We start from the raw sequence: 20,163 nt of genomic DNA, 5'->3' as shown, positions 1-20,163 counted from the left end.
GAAAGGCAACACGCACAGTCTTACATCACCGGCGCATCACATCTTGGCCAGGACGTCCACCGAGAACACCAGCACCGAGTCCTTCTTCAGCCCACTGCCCGCCGGCGGGTTGTCACCGTAGCCCAGCTTCGGCGGGATGACGATCAGGACGCGGCTGCCGACCTTCTTGCCGGTCAGACCCTGCGCCCAGCCCTTGACGACCTGCTGCAGCGAGAACGACGTCAGCGCCTTGCGGCTGTACGTCGAGTCGAACTCCTTGCCGCTGTCCCACACCACGCCCTTGTACTGCACGAGCACGGTGTCCTTCGCGCCGACCACGTCTCCGTCGCCCTCGATGACGTACTTCGCCACCAGCCCCGTCGGCGCGGTCGCCTTGGGAATGTCGATCGAGGGGGCCTTGCCGTCGGTGTTGGTGCCGACCTTCGGCAGCTTGGGATCGCTCTGCGGGACGTCGGCGCCCTTGGCGGAGCTGGTCGCGTTGAACGCTCCCTGGATGTCGGCGACGAAGACCAGCGTGTCCGTCCCCTTGATGCCGGCCTGCGCGTTCCCCGTCGTGCCGTACCCCCAGGTGGGGGGCACCGAGAACAGGACGCGGCTGCCGACCTTCTTGCCGGCCAGGGCGTAGCGCCAGCCGTCGATGATGCTGCCCTGGGCGAGCTGGATCAGCAGCGGGGTCTTACGGTCGTAGGAGTTGTCGAAGACCTTCGCGGTGTCCCAGATCTGGCCGAGGTAGTGGGCCTGGATGTAGTCGTTCTCCGCGACGGTCTTGCCGCTGCCCGCGATCACCGTCTTCACGGCCAGCTGCTTCGAGGGCTCGCCGCTGCCCTTGGCGACCGTCGGCTTCGTGCCGAACGCCGTGCCCGCCGTGATGGCCGGCAGCGGCCCGTCGACGATCTTCGGCGGCGGCGCGGCGGACGTGGCCTGCGCGGAGGGCGACGCGCTGTCGCTCGCCTTGCTCGAGTCGGACTTGTTGTCGTCGCCGCATCCGGCGAGCGTGACCAGTCCTGCGGGTACGGCGATGAGTAGGGAGCGTCGGCGCACGGTGGGGGCCTCGTATCGATCGATCTTGGTTGATTGGCGTGCGCGCAACTCTACGGCGTGAGAAGGGCGCCGCACGGAAAACGTGCGGCGCCCGTGTTGCGTTCCGGTGTTCACCGGAACGGGTTGCTCACATTCCGGCGATGAGCTTCTCCACCCGGTCGTCCACCGACCGGAACGGGTCCTTGCACAACACCGTGCGGTGGGCCTGGTCGTTGAGCTTGAGATGGACCCAGTCGACGGTGAAGTCCCGGCGCTGTTCCTGAGCCCGGCGGATGAAGTCGCCGCGCAGCCGGGCCCGAGTGGTCTGCGGCGGAACGGACTTGCCCTCGAAGATCTTCAAGTCGTTGCAGATACGGGCCGCCTGGCCCTTCTTCTCGAGCAGGTAGTACAGGCCACGACGACGGTGGATGTCGTGGTAGGCGAGGTCTATCTGCGCGACCCGCGGATGGGACATGGTCATGTTGTGCTTGGCCCGGTACCGCTCGATGAGCTTGTACTTCATCACCCAGTCGATCTCGGTGCCGATCCGGTCGAGGTCCTCCGCCTCGATCGCGTCCAGCGTGCGGCCCCACAGCTCCAGGACCTGCTCGACGGTGCCGGTGCGGATGCCGCGGCGCTCGCAGAAGTCCACGGCCTTCTCGTAGTACTCCCGCTGCACCTCCAGGGCGGAGGCCTCGCGGCCGCTGGCCAGGCGCACCTTGCGCCGGCCGGTGATGTCGTGGCTGACCTCACGGATCGCCCGGATCGGGTTCTCCAGGGTCAGGTCGCGCATCACGGTGCCCGCCTCGATCATGCGCAGCACCAGGTCGGTGGCGCCGACCTTGAGCAGCATGGTCGTCTCGGACATGTTCGAGTCGCCCACGATGACGTGCAGCCGGCGGTAACGCTCGGCGTCCGCGTGCGGTTCGTCGCGGGTGTTGATGATCGGCCTCGAACGGGTCGTCGCCGAGGACACGCCCTCCCAGATGTGCTCCGCGCGCTGGCTGACGCAATAGACGGCCCCGCGCGGGGTCTGCAGCACCTTGCCCGCCCCGCACAGCAGCTGCCGCGTGACCAGGAACGGGATGAGGATGTCCGCCAGCCGGGAGAACTCCCCGTGCCGGGCGACGAGATAGTTCTCGTGGCAGCCGTAGGAGTTGCCGGCCGAGTCGGTGTTGTTCTTGAAGAGGTAGACGTCGCCCGCGATTCCTTCCTCGTGCAGGCGTCGTTCGGCGTCTACCAGGAGTCCTTCCAGAATGCGTTCGCCGGCCTTGTCGTGGGTGACCAGTTCGGTCACGTTGTCACATTCGGGTGTCGCGTATTCCGGATGTGAGCCCACGTCGAGATAGAGGCGGGCGCCGTTTCGCAGAAAGACATTGCTGCTGCGGCCCCATGACACGACACGGCGGAAGAGGTACCGCGCCACCTCGTCGGGAGACAGGCGGCGCTGTCCCCTGAACGTACATGTGACGCCGTACTCGTTCTCCAGCCCGAAAATGCGGCGGTCCATGAGTGAACATTACGCCCGATCCCCTGAACTGAAACGGGGTTCGGCCGCACGGTTTGGATCATTTTCCGATGAAGCCGCAACGACCGCCCGCCCGGCGGGAGCTGCGAGGACCCTCCCGGTGGCCAGCAGAACCAGCAACGACACACCCCCCGCGACACCGGGCACGACGAACCCCCACAGGGCCCCACCCGCCTCGACGACCGGGCCCGCGAGGCCCGTTCCGACCGAGGCGCCGACAGTGAACGTCGTCACCAGCCAGGAGAACGCCTCCGTGACCGTCCCGCTCGGCGCGTGCCGGTCGACCAGGACGAACGCGCAGGCAACGCAGGGCGCCAGGAACACCCCCGCCAGCACGGTGAGCAGCACCATGGCGACCGCACCCGGCATGAACGTCAGCGGCAGATAACACACCGCCAGAAGCGCCACCAGCACCCGCAGTCGCCGGGCCGGCTCGCCCGTCCACCGCCGCGCCCCGTACACGGTGCCGCCGATCAGCGCACCCAGCCCGAGAGCGGCCATCAGCCAGCCGTACACCGCGTCACCGCCGTGGTCGTCCGCGTACGGCACCGAGGCCACCGTGATCGAGCCCAGCGCCATGCCCACGAACAGCAGCGCGCCCAGCAGGGCCAGCAGCCCCGGAGAGCGCAGGGCGCCCAGCCAGTGCGCCTCACGCGGCGCCGAGCGCCACGCACGTGAGGGCGGCGACACGACCACGGACAGGGCGCCGAGCACACCGACGGCGTTCACGATCAGCAGCGCCGCCTCGGCCGACCACAGGGAGACACAGAGCGTCACCAACAATGGGCCCACCGTGAACATCACTTCCTGCGCCACCGCGTCCATCGCGTACGCCGTGTGCACCTGCTCCTCCCGGCCCAGCACCGAGGGCCACAGAGCCCGCAGACCGCCCTCCAGGGGCGGCGTCAGCAGCCCGGCGGCCGCCACGCACGCGTAGGCGAGCGGAAGGGGATGGGTGCCCGTGACGGCGAACCCTGCCATGGCGAGGGCCGAGGCGAGCACGGCGGGCAGCTGGACGCGCGGCTGCCCGTGCAGGTCCACGAGCCGCCCCAACACCGGCTGCCCGACCGCGTTGGCGACGCCGTACACGGCCGCCAGCCCGCCCGCGAGGCCGTACGTGCCGCCCTCCGCGCGCACGAACAGCACGATCGCGATCGCGGCCGTGGCATTGGGCAGCCGGCCCACCAGCGTGCCCACGAGAAGGCGCGCCGCGTGCCTCGCCCTGAGGATCTCCAGGTATCCCTCGGCCATGCCCGCCTCCAAGTGTTACGTATAACCCCGTCGCTCATACGTACCATGAGCGCTGTTCACCCGTCCAGACAGAAGGAGCGACCCACGGTGGCACGCAACGGCACGCGCCCCACCAGCCGTGACGTCGCACAAGCGGCCGGAGTCTCCCAGGCAGCCGTCTCACTCGTCCTCGGCGACAAATGGCGCGGACGCGTGTCCGAAGCCACCGCGGAGCGAGTACGAGAGGCCGCCCGCGAACTCGGGTACCGGCCCAACCTCGCCGCCCGCAACCTGCGCCTCGGCCGCACCCGCACCGTCCTCCTCGTCGTCCCGGCCCTCACCAACGAGTTCTTCGCCGGCGTCTACACCGGCGCCGCACGCGTAGCAGCCGACCACGGCTTCGGCGTCGTCCTCTACCCCTCCCCCCAAGGCATCGGCCCGGCCAAAGACCCCTTCGCCTCCGCCCAGGCAGCCCTCGACGGCGTCATCGCCTCCTCCATGGCCGCCGACGCCCTCAGCGCCATCCGCGGCGACCAACTCCCCCTGGTGATGCTCGACAGCGACCCCGAGGGCAGCCTGGGCGCCGCCACCGTCAACCTCGACATCACCGACGGCGTACGCCAGATCGCCGACCACCTCCTGAACCTCGGCCACCGGCACTTCCTCCACCTGGCCGCCGACGTGCCCTCCTGGACCTTCGACGTACGCGCACGTGAACTCGCCACCCGCCTCGCCGCCCTGCCCGGCACCACCCTGCGCACGGCCCGCGCACCCATCACCATCGACGACGCCCGCACCGCCGCCGAAGCAGCCCTCTCCGCCCCCGGACCCCGGCCCACCGCCCTCGTCTGCGACGACGACAAACTCGCCGCCGGCGCCTACAAAGCCGCCCGACGCCTCGGCCTGCGCGTCCCCGACGACCTCTCGGTCACCGGCCTCGACGACCTCGCCCTCGCCACCGCCCTCGACCCCGAACTCACCACCGTCCACCTGGACGCCGAACTGTTCGGCGAGCACGGCATGCGCGCCCTCCTGGCCGTCCTGGACGGCCACGAACCCGACGCGGGCGACATCCCCGTCCATCTCGTCGTACGAGGCTCCACAGCGCCCCCCAGCGGCCCCTGAACGCCCTGTGCCCCGGCCGCGTCGACGGCCGGGGCACACAAGGGGTGAGAAACGGAGCGGAACGGACTACTCCTCGTCGGAGCCCTCCGTGCTGCTCTCCGCCTCGGTGGACGCCCCGTCCACCTCCAGCAGCCGGGACAACTGACGGCCGACGATACGCTTGAACTTACGGGCCTGCGGACGCGTACGGTCCAGCACCGCCACCTCGAGACGCTCCGCCGGGATCTCCCGCTGCGTCCCGTTCGACTCACGCGACAGGGCCTTCACCGCCAGCTTCAGCCCCTCCGCGAGGGACATGCCCTCCCGATGCTCCTGGTCCAGGTAGTTGCTGATCAACTCCGCGTTGCCACCGACCGCGACCGAACCGTGCTCGTCCACGATCGAACCGTCGTGCGGCAGACGATAGATCTGATCCCCGTCCGGAGTCTCACCGACCTCCGCCACCACCAGCTCCACCTCGTACGGCTTCTCACCCGCCGAGGAGAAGATCGTGCCCAGCGTCTGGGCATAGACGTTGGCCAGACCACGAGCGGTCACATCGTCACGGTCATAGGTGTAACCACGAAGATCGGCATACCGCACACCACCGATCCGCAGATTCTCGTACTCGTTGTACTTACCGGCGGCCGCGAAACCGATCCGGTCGTAGATCTCGCTGAACTTGTGCAGCGCACGGGACGGGTTCTCGCCGACGAAGACGATGCCGTCGGCGTACTGCAGCACGACCAGGCTGCGACCACGGGCGATGCCCTTGCGGGCGTACTCCGCCCGGTCGGCCATGGCCTGCTGAGGTGAGACATAGAACGGCGTCGACACCGGTTATCCGTCCCTTTCTGTCGAAGTCAACTGGATCACCTTCACAAGAAACCGGCCGCCGCTACAGCAGCGCGGCCCGCGGGCCGTCGGGCTGCTCGAGGCGCCGCTCCAGGATCGAGCGGGCGATCTCGGACGACTCGTCCTCGGTGAGCCGACGGAAACCGTCCTCGGTGATCACGGTGACGATCGGGTAGATCCGGCGGGCGACATCGGGACCACCGGTCGCCGAGTCGTCGTCTGCCGCGTCGTACAGAGCCTGCACCACCAGGGTGGTGGCCTGCTCCTCGGTCAGGTCGTCACGGAAGAGCTTCTTCATGGCACCGCGCGCGAAGATCGAACCGGAGCCCGTCGCCGCGTAGCCGTGCTCCTCACTGCGGCCGCCCGTCACGTCGTAGGAGAAGATACGGCCCTTCTCACGGTCCACGTCGTAACCGGCGAAGAGCGGGACCACGGCCAGGCCCTGCATGGCCATGCCGAGGTTGGAACGGATCATGGTCGACAGTCGGTTCGCCTTGCCCTCCAGGGACAGCTGCGCGCCCTCGACCTTCTCGAAGTGCTCCAGCTCCAGCTGGAACAGCTTGACCATCTCGACGGCGAGACCGGCGGTGCCGGCGATGCCGACCGCCGAGTACTCGTCGGCGGGGAAAACCTTCTCGATGTCGCGCTGGGCGATCACATTGCCCATGGTGGCCCGGCGGTCACCGGCGAGCACGACCCCGCCCGGGAACGTGACGGCGACGATCGTCGTCCCGTGCGGCGCCTCGATCACACCCTGCGTCGGGGGCAGTCGCCGGTTGCCCGGCAGCATCTCCGGCTGGTGCTCGGACAGGAAGTCCATGAACGACGACGACCCAGGCGTCAGGAAGGCAGCTGGTAGACGCCCGGTGCTACGAGTGTTGGCTTCCACGCGATTCCTTCCACATAAGCAGCAGCCCGCCTTATGGCATCGGGCCGATCCTTGAACTGCCCCAGTGCGGCATTGCAGCTGAAGCACAGTACGCCTCGGACCCTACCCGTCTTGTGGCAGTGATCCACATGCTCCGGCACAGCTGCCAAACATATGCAGCAGACGCCCCCTTGAGAGGCAACCAACGCGTCACGCTCGGCTTCGGTGATGCCGTACTGCCGCTTCAGATGTCCAGCGCGAGCCTTGTTTGCCCTGCACGCCTTACAACTCGTCGAGAGACCGTCGGATGCAGTCGCATTGCGATGCCACTCGCTGTGCGGCTTGATCTCGCCACAACTGCGGCAGAACTTGTGGCCCTCGGGGGTCTCCACCCGAGGGCGGATCTTCTTCCCCTTGGCTAGCTGCCGCTCCTGGTGATACTCCGCCCAGCATTTTCGGCAGTACGCCTGCAGCCCGTCGCGAGCCGACTTGTTGCTTGCGAAGGCTGCTCGCGGCTTAGGTTCCTTGCACCGCGAGCAGCGCTTCGAGTCACCTTCGATCACCGATCCAATTCCCCCCGCAACCTTCGATTCGAAGGCTACTGGCCGCCCTTCTGAACGAAACTACGGACGAAATCCTCTGCATTCTCCTCGAGGACATCGTCGATCTCGTCCAGGACGGAGTCCACGTCGTCGCTCAGCTTCTCGTGGCGCTCCTTCAGGTCCTCGGAGCCCTGCGCCTCTGTCGCCTGCTCCTCGACCTCTTCCGTGGAGCGCGTCGCCTTCTGCTGGCCGCCGCCGGTGTCCTTGGTCGCCATAACCCTCACCCCGCTCGGTTCGACGTTCTTGATCAGACCCTACAAGCAGGGTCCGACATCGGCCCCGCATTCCCTCAACGTACGGGGACCACCTCGATGATTCCCTTGTGCCGACTTTTCCACCCTGCCGGGCGGAGACGGCCCGGGTACCCGCTCAGCCGCCCGACAGCACCCTGACCAGGTCTTCCGCCGTGCGGCAGCGGTCCAAGAGCTCCTTGACGTGATTTCGCGTTCCGCGAAGCGGTTCGAGGGTTGGGACGCGCTGGAGCGAGTCCCGCCCCGGGAGGTCGAAGATCACGGAGTCCCAGGAGGCGGCCGCGACGTCGTCCGCGTACTGCTCGAGGCAGCGTCCGCGGAAGTAGGCGCGGGTGTCCTCCGGCGGCTTCGTGCGGGCCTGCTCGACCTCGTCCTCGGTCAGCAGCCGCTTGATGCGTCCGCGGGCCGCCAGCCGGTTGTAGAGGCCCTTCTCGGCCCGTACGTCGGCGTACTGCAGGTCGAGGAGGTGGAGCTTGGCGGCGTCCCAGTCGAGGCTGTCACGGCGCCGGTAGCCCTCCATGAGTTCCCGTTTGGCGACCCAGTCCAGCTCGCCGGCCAGGCTCATCGGGTCGTTCTCCAGGCGGTTGAGGGTGTCCTCCCAGCGGGCCAGGACGTCCTTGGTCTGTTCGTCCGCGTCGGCTCCGAAGCGCTCCTCGACGTACTTGCGGGACAGCTCGTAGTACTCCATCTGGAGCTGGACCGCGGTCAGGGTGCGGCCGCTGCGGAGGGTGACCAGGCGCTGGAGCGTCGGGTCGTGGGAGACCTGGTGGAGGGTGCGGACGGGCTGGTCCACGGCCAGGTCGACGGCGATGAAGCCGTCCTCGATCATGGACAGGACGAGTGCGGTCGTGCCGAGTTTCAGGTAGGTGGAGATCTCGGAGAGGTTGGCGTCGCCGATGATCACGTGCAGGCGGCGGTACTTCTCGGCGTCGGCGTGCGGCTCGTCCCGGGTGTTGATGATGGGGCGTTTGAGAGTGGTCTCCAGGCCGACCTCGACCTCGAAGTAGTCGGCGCGCTGGCTGAGCTGGAAGCCGTGTTCGTGGCCGTCCTGGCCGATGCCGACGCGGCCGGCGCCGGTGACGACCTGGCGGGAGACGAAGAAGGGCGTGAGGTGGCGCACGATGTCCGAGAAGGGGGTCTCCCGTTTCATCAGGTAGTTCTCGTGCGTGCCGTAGGAGGCGCCCTTGTTGTCGGTGTTGTTCTTGTAGAGGTGGATCGGCTGGGCGCCGGGGAGCTGGGCCGCGCGTTCGGCGGCCTCGGCCATGATCCGTTCGCCGGCCTTGTCCCAGAGGACGGCGTCGCGGGGGTTGGTGACCTCGGGGGCGCTGTATTCGGGGTGTGCGTGGTCGACGTAGAGTCGTGCGCCGTTGGTGAGGATCACGTTGGCGAGGCCGATGTCCTCGTCGGTGAGCTGGCTGGCGTCGGCGGCTTCGCGTGCGAGGTCGAAGCCCCGTGCGTCGCGCAGCGGGTTCTCCTCCTCGAAGTCCCAGCGGGCCCGGCGGGCCCGGTGCATCGCCGCCGCGTAGGCGTTGACGATCTGGGACGAGGTGAGCATGGCATTGGCGTTGGGGTGGCCGGGGACGGAGATGCCGTACTCCGTCTCGATGCCCATTACTCGCCGTACGGTCATGCGGCCCTCCTTGCCCGGCGGCGCCCTCGGTCGGGGGCGCCGCTCAAGTACCGCTGGCGCTCCGGTGCGTGTGCGGTGCCCGTCCCCGCACTGCGCGACTCGGCGGTACCGAAGAGCCTAGAACGGCTTTGCGCTGGTGGGGAGATCATTTGCGTCATTGCCTTGCTCGCCTTTTACTCCGAGCGTTCGCCGGAAAAACAGTTGGCTGCGGGTACCCCGTTGAGGGCACCCGCAGCCGCCCTGTGTTTACAGGTACTGACCGGTGTTCGCCACCGTGTCGATGGAGCGTCCGGTGTCCGCGCCCTGCTTTCCGGTGATGAGGGTACGGATGTAGACGATCCGTTCGCCCTTCTTTCCGGAGATCCTGGCCCAGTCGTCCGGGTTGGTGGTGTTGGGCAGGTCCTCGTTCTCCTTGAACTCGTCCACGCATGCCTGGAGGAGGTGGGAGACGCGGAGGCCCTTCTGGTTGTGGTCGAGGAAGTCCTTGATCGCCATCTTTTTGGCGCGGCCGACGATGTTCTCGATCATGGCGCCGGAGTTGAAGTCCTTGAAGTAGAGGACTTCCTTGTCACCGTTGGCGTAGGTGACCTCCAGGAAGCGGTTTTCCTCGGATTCCGCGTACATGTGCTCGACGGCTGTCTGGATCATGCTTTCGACGGTGGTCGACTTGCTTCCGCCGTGTTCGCCGAGGTCGTCGGCGTGCAGGGGGAGGCGTTCGGTGAGGTACTTGCCGAAGATGTCCTTGGCGGCTTCGGCGTCCGGGCGTTCGATCTTGATCTTCACGTCGAGGCGGCCGGGGCGCAGGATGGCGGGGTCGATCATGTCCTCGCGGTTGGAGGCGCCGATGACGACCACGTTCTGCAGGCCTTCGACACCGTCGATCTCGGCGAGCAGCTGGGGGACGATGGTGTTCTCCACGTCCGAGCTGACGCCGGAGCCGCGGGTGCGGAAGAGGGATTCCATCTCGTCGAAGAAGACGATGACGGGGGTGCCCTCGCTGGCCTTTTCCCGGGCGCGCTGGAAGACGAGGCGGATCTGCCGCTCGGTCTCGCCGACGTACTTGTTCAGCAGCTCGGGGCCCTTGATGTTGAGGAAGAAGCTCTTGCCCTGGGCCTGGCCGGTGACCTCGGCGACCTTTTTGGCCAGCGAGTTGGCGACGGCCTTGGCGATGAGCGTCTTGCCGCATCCGGGCGGTCCGTACAGCAGGACGCCCTTGGGCGGCCGCAGTTCGTGCTCCTTGAACAGGTCGGGGTAGAGGTACGGCAGCTCGACCGCGTCGCGGATGGCTTCGATCTGGCCGCCGAGGCCGCCGATCTGCTCGTAGCCGATGTCGGGTACTTCTTCGAGGACGAGTTCCTCGACCTCGCTCTTCGGAACGATCTCGTAGACGTAGCCGGATCGGGGTTCGAGCAGCAGGGCGTCGCCGGGGCGGATGGTGACGTCCAGCAGCGGCTCGGCGAGCCGTACCACCCGTTCCTCGTCGGTGTGCCCGAGCACCAGGGCGCGCTCGCCGTCCTCGAGGATCTCCTTGAGGGTGACGATGTCCCCGACGCGCTCGAACTCCATGGCCTCGACCACGTTGAGCGCTTCGTTGAGCATCACTTCCTGGCCGCGCCGGAGCTCTTCGAGGTCGACGCTGGGGCTGACGTTCACCCGGAGCTTGCGGCCCCCGGTGAAGATGTCGGCCGTGCCGTCCTCGTTCGCTGCGAGGAAGACACCGAAGCCGGCCGGTGGCTGTGCGAGCCGGTCGACCTCCTCCTTGAGGGCCACGATCTGGTCGCGGGCCTCACGGAGCGTGTTGGCGAGTCGCTCGTTCTGGGCGGACACGCCGGCCAGGTTGGTCTGCAGCTCGACGATCCGCTCTTCGAGAATCCTCGTGTGTCGCGGAGAGTCGGCGAGCTTGCGTCGCAGGACGGCGATCTCCTGCTCAAGGTAGGCAATCTGCCCGGCCGGGTCGTCGGACCCGCGTCCCGGGCGGATGCCGCGGTTCATGTCGTCGTCGTGGGCTGCCACGGTCCTCACCTCCTCCAAGGGGAGCTGGACGCTTCCAGACCCTACCTGGGTGGGTGTCGATTGAAACCCCTAGATCACAAAGACGGTCGGGGTGTGTCCGATCTTCACCCTTGCGCTCTCCCTCACGCCAGGGGAATACCCACCGAACATGATTGGAAAGCTGCCGGAGGTAGGGTCACAGTGTTCAACACCCGTCAGAGCTGGCCGGATTCCCGCAGGCTCGACTTGTAAACGGCAGGAGAGATGAGCGTGCAGCAGGAGGCCGTGGCCGACGGCGAGGAACTGGAGGTCTGGATCGACCAGGACCTGTGTACGGGCGACGGCATCTGTGCGCAGTACGCGCCTGAGGTGTTCGAGCTGGACATCGATGGTCTGGCCTATGTGAAGGGCGCGGGGGACGAGTTGTTGCAGGTGCCGGGGGCCGCGACGCCGGTGCCGTTGCCGCTTCTCACGGATGTCGTGGATTCGGCGAAGGAATGTCCGGGTGAGTGCATTCATGTCCGCCGTGTTTCGGACAGGGTCGAGGTCTACGGTCCGGACGCTGAGTGATGTAACGGGTACGGGCCGTTACGACTGTCTGATTTCTCACACGTGCGCGTGGCGGCTCTCAGACGCTGTGGGTGCCGGCGGGTGTCGAGCGCACGAACGAGCCGTTCTTCCACTGCCACTTCACGTGGTCGGTGATGTCGGGGCAGCAGCGGGGCACGTCGTCGGACGAGTATCCGTAGACGGTGGCGGTGACGGCTCCGTCGCGTACGTCGAAGTCACTGACGGTGTCGCCGGTCTTGGGGGCGAGGAGGGTGGCGACGACGCGGGGCTTGCCGTCGGTCGCGCGCGTGATGACGTAGACGCCGTCGGGTGGGGTGCCCATGGGGGCGTCGCAGTGCACGACGGCGACGGTCTCGGGGTTGCCGTCGCCGTCGAGGTCTCCGCTGGCCTTCTTCCGTACGACCGCTTTGACCGGGCCGCAGGTGATCGGGAAGTCCAGTCCCGCCGTGCCGGGCGCGGTGGCCGGGTGCGCGGCCTTGGTGCGGGGGCCGGCGGGCTGGGCCGCGGTGGCCGGGTTGGGCTGCAGGAGCGAGGAGAGCGCCATCACTCCGGCGACGGCCGCGGCGGTGGCGACCCAGTGGATCGGGCGGGTCTGGGTGTGCGCGAGTTCCGGAACGGCGGATTGCTGCACTAGGAGCGTCTCCTGGGAGGGCTGTGCCGGTGGGAGTGGCCTGCATCGTGCCACACGTCACAGTGGGGTGGAACGCCGGGGTCCGGGGTGCCGAACAAGGGGCTGCCCGGATCGTACGGTTTGTGGCGGGGTGTCAAGCTAAAGGCGCTGCGGCGGAGTTCCGTACGGTTTTGGGGAACTCCGCCGCAGCGCCGGGGCGTTGACTGCGGTACGCGGTCGCGTCAGCGGCCGCCGCCTTCGGCGTTGGGTCCGGCGTAGTCCTCGCCGTAGGCGCCCTTGGCGGGGCGGCGGCGGCGCATGGGGGGCTCGACGCCGTCGGCGAGGCGGCGGGCGGTGAGCAGGAAGCCGGTGTGGCCGATCATCCGGTGGTCGGGGCGGACGGCCAGGCCCTCGATGTGCCAGTTGCGGATCATCGTCTCCCAGGCGGTCGGCTCGTTGAAGCAGCCGATCTCGCGGATGGACTCGACGGTCCGGGCGAGCTGGGTGGTGGTGGCGACGTAGCAGCACAGGATGCCGCCGGGGACCAGGGCCTTGGAGACGGCCTCCAGGCACTCCCAGGGGGCGAGCATGTCGAGGATGACGCGGTCGACGTCGGTGTCGGACAGGTTGTCCTGGAGGTCGCCGACGGTGAGCTGCCAGGCGGGGTGGGGGCCGCCGAAGTAGCGCTCGACGTTCTGCTGGGCGATCTCGGCGAAGTCCTCGCGGCGCTCGTAGCTGTGCAGCATGCCCTGGTCGCCGATGGCGCGCAGCAGGAAGCTGCTGAGCGAGCCGGAGCCGACGCCGGCCTCCACGACGCGGGCGCCGGGGAAGATGTCCGCGAAGGCGAGGATCTGCCCGGCGTCCTTGGGGTAGACGACGGCGGCCCCGCGGGGCATGGACAGGACGTAGTCGGGGAGCAGGGGGCGCAGCGCGAGGTAGGCGACGTTACCGGTGGTGCGGACAACGCTGCCCTCGGGAGCGCCGATCAGTTCGTCGTGCGGGAAGGAACCCTTGTGGGTGTGGAAGTTCTTCCCGTCCTCGAGCGTGAACGTGTAGTGGCGGCCCTTGGGGTCGGTCAGCTGTACCTGGTCCCCGACCTTGAAGGGCCCGCGCCTGCGGGCGGCACCGGTCGGTTCGGACATGTGAACAGCCTACCGGGGTTTGGGGTGGCCGCCGACCACTAGGACGGTCTGGCCATCGCCTTCACGAAGGCGCGTTCCACGTCCGCCGCGGACAGTACGCCGTAGATCTCGCCGGTCTCCTCCACGACCAGGTACTCGGTGGCGGGGGTCGCGCGCAGGGCGTCGAGCAGGTCCTCGCCGGCCAGTTCCGCCGAGACGCGCATGCCGTCGGTGAGTTCCTGGGCGAGGCCGCTGACCGCGACCCAGGGGCGGCGGTGTTCCGGTACGCCGACGATGGCGGCCTCGCGGACGAGGGAGAGGGGGGCTCCGTCGGAGTCGACGACGACCAGGGCGCGGGCGCCGGCGGCGTTGGCCCGGCGCAGGGCCTCGGAGAGGGGGGTGTCGGTCTCCACCGGGACGGCGCGCCGGGTGAGGTTGCGGGCGCGCAGCTCGGGGAGGTGTTCACGCAGGCGGGCCATGCGGAGGCTGTTGCCGGCGCCGGTCCAGATGATCGCGGCGAGGATCGCGGCGAGCAGGGCGTCGGTGACGGTGTCCATGCCGACGCTGTCCTCGGCGGTGGAGCCGAGCGCGCCGGACTGGGTGAGCAGCGGGAGGCCGATCAGTACGGAGACGGCGAGCGCGCGGCCGACCCAGGCGGCGGCGATGGTGCCGCTCATGGGCTTGCCGGTGATCTTCCACACGACCGCGCGGAGCATACGGCCGCCGTCCAGGGGGAGGCCGGGCAGGAGGTTGAAGACGGCCACGATGAGGTTGGAGATCATCAGGCCGGCCAGCAGGACGCCGGGGACGGTGCCGGGTTCCACGGGCTGCAGGGCGACGTAGAAGATCCCGGCGAGGACGAGGGAGAGCAGGGGGCCGACGAAGGCCAGTACGAACTCCCTGCCCGGGGTCTCCGCCTCCTTCTCGATCTCGGAGACTCCGCCGAAGAACTGGAGCTGGATGCGGCGGACGGGGAGCTTGAAGCGGAGCGCGGCGACCGTGTGGGCGAGCTCGTGGACGAGGACGGAGGCGTAGAAGGCGACGGCGAAGAAGAGGGAGACGAGGTAGCGGGCGGCGCCGAGTTCGGGCAGCACCCGGTCGAGCTGTCCGCCGAACACCCAGGTGATCAGCGCGGCCACGAGGAACCAGCTGGGGGCGACGTAGACGGGCACACCGAACGGACGGCCCATGAGGAGCCCGCCCCGGGGGGACTCGGGCCGCTGGGGCGGAGGGTTCTTGACACCGCCGTGGGCGACGGAGCGGTCCGGGTGGGTGTCGGGGCCGTGGTCGGGGCGCGGTCCGTGGCCGTGGCCTGTGTGGTCGGTCCGCGCGGCGGGGCGGTCCGGGTGCGCGTCGTGAGGGGTGTGGGAGGCGCGCTCGGGGCGGTCGGCGCCCTGACCGGGTGCGTGACCGTGGTCCTGGTCCTGGTCCGGGACGTTGGGCGCCTCGGGGTCGTGCTGGTCGCCGGTGCCGGGAGCTTCGGCGGCGGGCTTCTGCCCGTCAGGGGCGCTCGCGGGGTGCGGGGACGCGCCGGCGCCGTCCCCTGCCTGGGACTTCGGGCCGTCGCCGGCCTCGGGTTCGCGCTCGGAGGACTCGCTGCCCTCTCCGTCAGCAGCCGCGCGCGGGTCAACACCGCCCTCGGTGCTGTCGGCGGCCGGGCCCCCGGGGTGGGGCCCGTTCTGTTCCTCGGCCGGCGGTGTCTCCGTGCTGTTGCCCATCGGCGGGTCCCCCTCGGCCGGTTTCGTCGTCTTGGTGGACCGGGGAGGGTCCGTGGGGGGGCGGTCGGCCGGGGTGGCTGAGGGGGTGGCCGGGGCCGCAGGCCCTGCGTGGTGCTCGGCCGGCTCGTCGGTGCCGGGCCGCGGCTGCCCGCTCCCGCCGCTCTGGTCCACGATGTCCCCTCGTTAGAAGCGTCTTCCGCGCCTGCACGGCGGAAGGGTCTCGGGTCGATGGTATGCGGCCGTCGCGGCACGTTCCGCCCCGGCACCCCCGTGTTTCCCCGCCGGCCGCCGCCGTCCCGGTCGCGGCTGGGTGACTGTCAGTGGCGGGCCGTATGGTCTGGGGTCATGGAGACGAGTACGGAGGGCGCGGCGCAGGCCAGGGGCGAAGCCGCCGCACAACCGGATCCGCAGGTGGCGGCCGGGGGGACGGCATCCGCCGCGGTGCCGGAGGCCGAGGCGGAGGTGGAGACGCTGCTGGAGCCGACCGCGCCTTTGGGGGGCGACGCGGCAGCGGCAGCACCAAGCGAACCTGAAACGACGGAGATAGACGCGGACGAGGCAGCGGTGACCGGTGCCCTCTCGATCGCCGGCGCCCAGGACACAGGCGCTGACGAGGCGACCGCCACCCCACCCGTCGCCGTACCCCCCGCCGGTCTCTCCCCCTCCCGGGCCAGTGACTTCATGCAGTGTCCCCTGCTCTACCGGTTCCGGGTGATCGACCGGCTGCCCGAGAAGCCCAGTGAGGCGGCCACGCGCGGGACGCTCGTGCACGCGGTGCTGGAGCGGCTGTTCGACGCGCCCGCCGGGGAGCGGACCGCGCCGCGGGCCAGGGCGCTGATCCCCGGCCAGTGGGACCGGCTGAGGGAGAACCGGCCCGAGGTGGTGGAGCTGTTCGCGGACGATCCCGGTGGGGAGCGCCTCGCGCGCTGGCTGGGCGAGGCCGAGCAGTTGGTGGAGCGCTGGTTCACGCTGGAGGACCCGACCCGGCTGGAGCCCGCCGAGCGGGAGTTGTTCGTCGAGGCCGAGCTGGACTCGGGACTGAGGCTGCGCGGGATCATCGACCGCGTGGACGTGGCCCCCACCGGCGAGGTGCGGATCGTCGACTACAAGACGGGCAAGGCCCCCCGCCCCGAGTACGCGGAAGGCGCCCTGTTCCAGATGAAGTTCTACGCCCTGGTGGTGTGGCGCCTGAAGCGGGTGATCCCGCGTCGGCTGCAACTGGTGTATCTGGGCAGCGGCGACGTCCTGACGTACGACCCCGTCCTCGCCGACCTGGAGCGCGTCGAGCGCAAGCTGCTCGCGCTGTGGGAGGCGATCCGGCAGGCGACGGAGTCCGGTGACTGGCGGCCGCGTCCCACCAAGCTGTGCGGCTGGTGCGACCACCAGGCCCACTGCCCGGAGTTCGGCGGCACTCCCCCGCCGTATCCGCTGCCGGTGAGGGCGGTCGGGTCCGTGGACGTCGCACAGGGCAGAATGGGGCCGGACTAGCGAAGGAGAGTTACGTGGCCATCCGCGTCCTACTGGTCGACGACCAGCCGCTGCTGCGTACCGGCTTCCGGATGATCCTGGAGGCGGAGCAGGACCTCGCGGTCGTCGGCGAGGCCGGAGACGGCCTCCAGGCCCTCGACCAGGTGCGGGCACTGCAGCCCGACGTGGTCCTGATGGACATCCGGATGCCCCGGATGGACGGGGTGGAGGCGACCCGGCAGATCACCGGGCCCGGGCGGGACGGGCCGGCGAAGGTGCTGGTGCTGACCACCTTCGATCTCGACGAGTACGTGGTGGAGGCCCTGCGCGCGGGGGCCAGCGGCTTCCTGCTGAAGGACGCGCCGGCCAACGAGCTCGTCCAGGCGATCCGGGTGGTGGCCGCGGGCGAGGCCATGCTGGCGCCGAGCATCACCCGGCGGCTGCTCGACAAGTACGCGACCCACCTGCCGTCCGGTGACGAGCCCGTGCCGGACACGCTGGGCACGCTCACCGAGCGCGAGGTGGAGGTGCTGAAGCTGGTGGCGCGGGGGCTGTCGAACGCGGAGATCGCGGCGGACCTGTTCGTCAGTGAGACGACCGTGAAGACGCACGTGGGCCACGTCCTGACGAAGCTGGGGCTGCGCGACCGGGTTCAGGCCGCGGTGTACGCGTACGAGAGCGGGCTGGTGCGCCCCGGCGCGCAGTAGAGGGCGTACGCGGGTAGAAGGCGTAGGAAGAAGGTCGTACGACGAAGGGGGCCGCTCGCTGTCGCGAGGGGCCCCCTTCGTGTTGTGTCAAAAGGCCGGTGGCCGGCCCCGCCACTACGGGCAGGACCGGCCACTGGTCACGCATCCTCAGGGAGGTCAGTTGCTGGTGCCCCGGCCGAGCTCCCAGAGCTGAAGGGTGGACGAGGAGTTGAGCGCGTAGGCGGTTCCCGTCACGTCGTCGCGGGCGGCGACGTACTGCTTGCCCTGCCACAGCGGAAGGATCGGCACGTCGTCGGCGACGATGTCCTGGATCGTCGTGAGGTCACCGGAGGCGGCGATGCGGTCGGCCTCGCGGCGGGAGTCCGGGATCAGGGTGTTGATGATCCTGCTGTTCTTGTACGGCAGCTTCAGGAAGTTGTCCGTGTCGAGGAACGGCGCCAGGTAGTTGTCGGGGTCCGGGAAGTCCGGGAACCAGCCCATGCCCCAGACGTCGTACTGGCCCTTGCGCTCGGCCGGGACGAAGTCGTCCCACTTGGTGCCCTGGATGCTGACGTCGAACAGACCGCTGTCGTTGAGCTGCTTCTGCAGGATCTGGAATTCCTTGGCGGTGGCCGAGCCGTAGTGGTCGGTGGTGTAGTGCAGGGTCAGCTTGACCGGCGTGTTGATGCCGGCCTTGATCAGCAGCTGCTTCGCCTTGGGGACGCTCGGGTCGCCGTACTTGTTGAAGAACGAGTTGGAGTGACCGGTGACGCCCGCCGCGACCAGCGAGTACAGGGGGTCGGCCTGGGTGCCGTAGACCTTGGAGACGAGCTCGCCGCGGTTGATCAGCTGGGCCATCGCCTGGCGGACGGCCTTGTTCTTCACCGAGGGCGCGTCCGTGTTGAAGGCGAGGTAGCGGATCTCCAGGCCGGACATCTCGACCAGGTCCTCGCTGCTGTTGGTGCCGGACGACAGCTTCTGGATGAGGTCGGGGGACATCGTGCGGGTCATGACGTCGATGTCACCCTTGTCCAGGGCGGTGCCCATGGCCGAGGCGTCGTCGTAGGAGACCATGTCGACCTTGGAGTTGTTCACCTTGAGCGTCCCCTTGTAGTTGGGGTTCTTGGTGAACGTGGCCTTGACGATCGCGTTGTCCTTGACGTCGGCCGACAGGGTGTACGGGCCGGAGCCGTCGACGTCGAAGCCGTCGCGCAGCTTGTTCTTCTCGTAGTCGTCCGGGTTGACGATGCCGGCGACCGGCGTCGACAGCCTGTACGGGAAGGTGGCGTCGGCGGTCTTGAGGTGGAAGATGACCTCGTTGTCGCCCTGCGTCTCGACGGTTTGGATGGTGCTCAGCAGGGCGGAGACGCCGGAGTCGGCCTTGATGGCGCGGGCGCGGTCGATGGAGTACTTCACGTCGGCCGCGGTGATCTTGTCGCCGTTGGCGAACTTGAGGCCGTCGCGCAGGGTGCACGCGTAGCGCTCGTTGCCGCTGTCGGTGAAGCCGCACTTCTGGGCGGCCTCGGGCACCGGGTCACCCTCGCCCTTGGGCTGGATCATCAGGGTCTGCACGGTCTGGCGCAGGATGTTCCAGGTGCCGACGTCGTACGCGTACGCCGGATCCAGCGGCGCCGGGGCGGCCTTGGTCACGGTGAACCGGTCCGTGGTGCCGACGACGATGGCGTCACCGCCGCCACTGCCGCTGCCGGACCCTCCGCAGGCGGCGAGCACGGGCGCCAGCAGGCCGGCGACGGCAGGCAGCACCATGGTCTTGCGGTTCATGCTCGTGATTCTCCAGAGCTGTTCAGGTCCGTGTATCCGGCATGCAGGGGTGTCGCGGCGGAACACGGGGGTAGGGGCGGGGTTCTCGCGACGAGATTAGTCCGCACCTGCACGGGGACCCGCAGTCACCGGAGTTGAGGCGCCATCACGCAGTGAAACCGGGTGTGGACAGACCGAAAACCCTTCGGGGGAAGGATTAGTGCAGCCTTCCATCAATCAGGACACAAAGGCCTGCCTGATCATGGAAAACAGGGGCAACCTGCACAACCGACCGTGACTGTCGACCCCCGTGCAAGTGGGGAACCTCACATATCCAACGGGCGGTAACAGTACTGGAATTCGGTCATCCGTTGGAAAGCTAATTCCCTTTCCGTCATCAGTCGGTGATCAGACCCCGGAGAAATGCCAAGTCGACCTCTTCCAGGGAGCCCACGACGGTTCTGCGGACGGCGGGGGCGATCGGTGCCACGGAGGGCACCACCACGACATGGCAGCCCGCGGACTCGGCCGCGGCGACGCCGGTCGCGGTGTCCTCGACGACCGCGCATCTGGCCGGATCCACGCCGAGCCCGGCCGCGGCGGTCAGATACGGGTCGGGGTGCGGCTTGGTCCGGGGCACCTCGTCGCCGGCCACCGACAGCGCGAAGTGCTGCGGCCCGAGCGAGGTGAGCACCCGGTCGATGATGCGCCGGTGGGAGGCGGAGACCAGGGCGGTCGGGATCTCGTACTCGGAGAGTTCGGCGAGGAGTCTCGCGGCGCCCGGCATCAGCGGCAGGGCGCGGTCGATGCGGTCCTCGAAGCCCTGGTTGAGCAGGACCGTGAGCTCGGCGAGCTCGATGTCCGCACCGGTGGCCTCGATCAGGAACCCCGCGCTGCGGGTCATGGGACCGCCGACCACGACATGGCGCCAGGAGTCGTCGAGGGCGTGGCCGAGGCGCGCGAAGATCTCCACCTCCACGTCCCACCAGAAGCCCTCGGTGTCCACCAGGGTGCCGTCCATGTCGAGGAGCACGGCCTGCAGGGCTGAGCCTTCGGCCGTACGGGTTCCGAGCGCGGGGACCGTACTGGTCATCCGGGCGCACCTCCTTGAGGGACGATCAGGCCGGTTCCCGCGCGGGGAACCGGCCTG

18 protein-coding genes are annotated in these 20,163 nt (G+C 68.8%); 4 read left to right on the top strand and 14 right to left on the bottom strand.

All coding sequences use genetic code 11. The features are described 5' to 3' along the window. Positions 1-36: 36 nt before the first annotated feature. The 3 genes from MKW14_RS20540 to MKW14_RS20530 all read right to left on the bottom strand — a co-directional run bounded on the left by MKW14_RS20540 (position 37) and on the right by MKW14_RS20530 (position 3,799). A complete protein-coding gene (locus tag MKW14_RS20540) occupies positions 37-1,041 on the bottom strand; it encodes an FKBP-type peptidyl-prolyl cis-trans isomerase (protein WP_240864314.1) in 1,005 nt (334 codons plus the stop codon). 127 nt (positions 1,042-1,168) lie between these two features. After that, positions 1,169-2,530, bottom strand: a complete 1,362-nt coding sequence (gene pafA, locus MKW14_RS20535; RefSeq protein WP_240864312.1) for a Pup--protein ligase — start codon at positions 2,528-2,530, stop codon at positions 1,169-1,171. Between the two features lie 9 nt (positions 2,531-2,539). Next, positions 2,540-3,799, bottom strand: a complete 1,260-nt coding sequence (locus tag MKW14_RS20530; RefSeq protein WP_240864310.1) for an MFS transporter — start codon at positions 3,797-3,799, stop codon at positions 2,540-2,542. A gap of 87 nt (positions 3,800-3,886) precedes the next feature. Here MKW14_RS20530 and MKW14_RS20525 point away from each other — a divergent pair, with 87 nt between their 5' ends. Further along, entirely contained in the window at positions 3,887-4,903 is a 1,017-nt protein-coding gene (locus tag MKW14_RS20525) for a LacI family DNA-binding transcriptional regulator (protein ID WP_240864307.1), read from the top strand. A gap of 66 nt (positions 4,904-4,969) precedes the next feature. Here MKW14_RS20525 and prcA read toward each other — a convergent pair whose 3' ends face one another. From prcA to arc, 6 genes are all read right to left on the bottom strand, one after another. Continuing rightward, positions 4,970-5,719 (bottom strand): proteasome subunit alpha, encoded by a 750-nt coding sequence (gene prcA, locus MKW14_RS20520; RefSeq protein WP_240864305.1) that lies wholly within the window; start codon positions 5,717-5,719, stop codon positions 4,970-4,972. Positions 5,720-5,780: 61 nt separating this feature from the next. Further along, entirely contained in the window at positions 5,781-6,626 is an 846-nt protein-coding gene (prcB, locus tag MKW14_RS20515) for a proteasome subunit beta (protein ID WP_240864303.1), read from the bottom strand. Then, positions 6,578-7,168, bottom strand: a complete 591-nt coding sequence (locus tag MKW14_RS20510) for an endonuclease VII domain-containing protein (protein WP_240864301.1) — start codon at positions 7,166-7,168, stop codon at positions 6,578-6,580. The genes prcB and MKW14_RS20510 overlap by 49 nt, the downstream gene beginning before the upstream one ends. A gap of 35 nt (positions 7,169-7,203) precedes the next feature. Beyond that, positions 7,204-7,422, bottom strand: a complete 219-nt coding sequence (locus tag MKW14_RS20505; RefSeq protein ID WP_133045026.1) for a ubiquitin-like protein Pup — start codon at positions 7,420-7,422, stop codon at positions 7,204-7,206. Positions 7,423-7,576: 154 nt separating this feature from the next. After that, entirely contained in the window at positions 7,577-9,088 is a 1,512-nt protein-coding gene (gene dop / locus MKW14_RS20500; RefSeq protein WP_240864299.1) for a depupylase/deamidase Dop, read from the bottom strand. Positions 9,089-9,334: 246 nt separating this feature from the next. Further along, a complete protein-coding gene (arc, locus tag MKW14_RS20495) occupies positions 9,335-11,101 on the bottom strand; it encodes a proteasome ATPase (RefSeq protein WP_240864297.1) in 1,767 nt (588 codons plus the stop codon). Between the two features lie 243 nt (positions 11,102-11,344). Between arc and MKW14_RS20490 the strand changes: the two genes are divergently transcribed. Further along, the gene (locus MKW14_RS20490; protein ID WP_240864294.1) at positions 11,345-11,650 is read left to right on the top strand and encodes a ferredoxin; all 306 of its coding nucleotides are present in this window, start codon (positions 11,345-11,347) and stop codon (positions 11,648-11,650) included. 58 nt (positions 11,651-11,708) lie between these two features. Here the strand turns inward: MKW14_RS20490 and MKW14_RS20485 are convergent, their stop codons facing one another. From MKW14_RS20485 to MKW14_RS20475, 3 genes are all read right to left on the bottom strand, one after another. Further along, positions 11,709-12,281 (bottom strand): hypothetical protein, encoded by a 573-nt coding sequence (locus tag MKW14_RS20485; protein ID WP_240864292.1) that lies wholly within the window; start codon positions 12,279-12,281, stop codon positions 11,709-11,711. Positions 12,282-12,502: 221 nt separating this feature from the next. Next, positions 12,503-13,402, bottom strand: coding sequence for a tRNA (adenine-N1)-methyltransferase (locus MKW14_RS20480; RefSeq protein ID WP_208781314.1), 900 nt, complete (start codon positions 13,400-13,402; stop codon positions 12,503-12,505). A 38-nt stretch (positions 13,403-13,440) separates the two neighbouring features. Next, positions 13,441-15,099 carry a site-2 protease family protein gene (locus MKW14_RS20475; RefSeq protein ID WP_276621294.1) on the bottom strand — a complete coding sequence of 553 codons (1,659 nt, stop codon included), beginning with the start codon at positions 15,097-15,099 and terminating at the stop codon, positions 13,441-13,443. A 462-nt stretch (positions 15,100-15,561) separates the two neighbouring features. On the opposite strand from MKW14_RS20475, the gene MKW14_RS20470 reads away from it, so the two are divergent. Further along, on the top strand, positions 15,562-16,587 hold the full coding sequence (locus MKW14_RS20470; protein WP_374116581.1) for a RecB family exonuclease: 1,026 nt from the start codon (positions 15,562-15,564) through the stop codon (positions 16,585-16,587). 14 nt (positions 16,588-16,601) lie between these two features. Continuing rightward, on the top strand, positions 16,602-17,273 hold the full coding sequence (locus tag MKW14_RS20465; RefSeq protein WP_240864286.1) for a response regulator: 672 nt from the start codon (positions 16,602-16,604) through the stop codon (positions 17,271-17,273). Between the two features lie 156 nt (positions 17,274-17,429). Here the strand turns inward: MKW14_RS20465 and MKW14_RS20460 are convergent, their stop codons facing one another. Together MKW14_RS20460 and MKW14_RS20455 are read right to left on the bottom strand one after the other, a co-directional pair. After that, positions 17,430-19,034, bottom strand: coding sequence for an ABC transporter substrate-binding protein (locus MKW14_RS20460; RefSeq protein ID WP_240864285.1), 1,605 nt, complete (start codon positions 19,032-19,034; stop codon positions 17,430-17,432). 376 nt (positions 19,035-19,410) lie between these two features. Continuing rightward, a complete protein-coding gene (locus MKW14_RS20455; RefSeq protein WP_240864282.1) occupies positions 19,411-20,106 on the bottom strand; it encodes an HAD family hydrolase in 696 nt (231 codons plus the stop codon). Positions 20,107-20,163: the final 57 nt, after the last annotated feature.

This window comes from Streptomyces gilvus, assembly GCF_022513565.1.
Classification (GTDB): domain Bacteria; phylum Actinomycetota; class Actinomycetes; order Streptomycetales; family Streptomycetaceae; genus Streptomyces; species Streptomyces gilvus.
The sequence above is the reverse complement of the archived record's forward strand: the minus strand, read 5'-3'. Positions and strand labels throughout refer to the sequence as shown.

Coding starts and splice junctions, on each gene's coding strand:
- MKW14_RS20480 (WP_208781314.1), bottom strand. CDS start 13,402: ATGTCCGAACCGACCGGTGCCGCCCGCAGGCGCGGGCCCTTCAAGGTC.
- MKW14_RS20475 (WP_276621294.1), bottom strand. CDS start 15,099: ATGGGCAACAGCACGGAGACACCGCCGGCCGAGGAACAGAACGGGCCC.
- MKW14_RS20530 (WP_240864310.1), bottom strand. CDS start 3,799: ATGGCCGAGGGATACCTGGAGATCCTCAGGGCGAGGCACGCGGCGCGC.
- pafA (WP_240864312.1), bottom strand. CDS start 2,530: ATGGACCGCCGCATTTTCGGGCTGGAGAACGAGTACGGCGTCACATGT.
- MKW14_RS20460 (WP_240864285.1), bottom strand. CDS start 19,034: ATGAACCGCAAGACCATGGTGCTGCCTGCCGTCGCCGGCCTGCTGGCG.
- MKW14_RS20455 (WP_240864282.1), bottom strand. CDS start 20,106: ATGACCAGTACGGTCCCCGCGCTCGGAACCCGTACGGCCGAAGGCTCA.
- MKW14_RS20505 (WP_133045026.1), bottom strand. CDS start 7,422: ATGGCGACCAAGGACACCGGCGGCGGCCAGCAGAAGGCGACGCGCTCC.
- MKW14_RS20490 (WP_240864294.1), top strand. CDS start 11,345: ATGAGCGTGCAGCAGGAGGCCGTGGCCGACGGCGAGGAACTGGAGGTC.
- dop (WP_240864299.1), bottom strand. CDS start 9,088: ATGACCGTACGGCGAGTAATGGGCATCGAGACGGAGTACGGCATCTCC.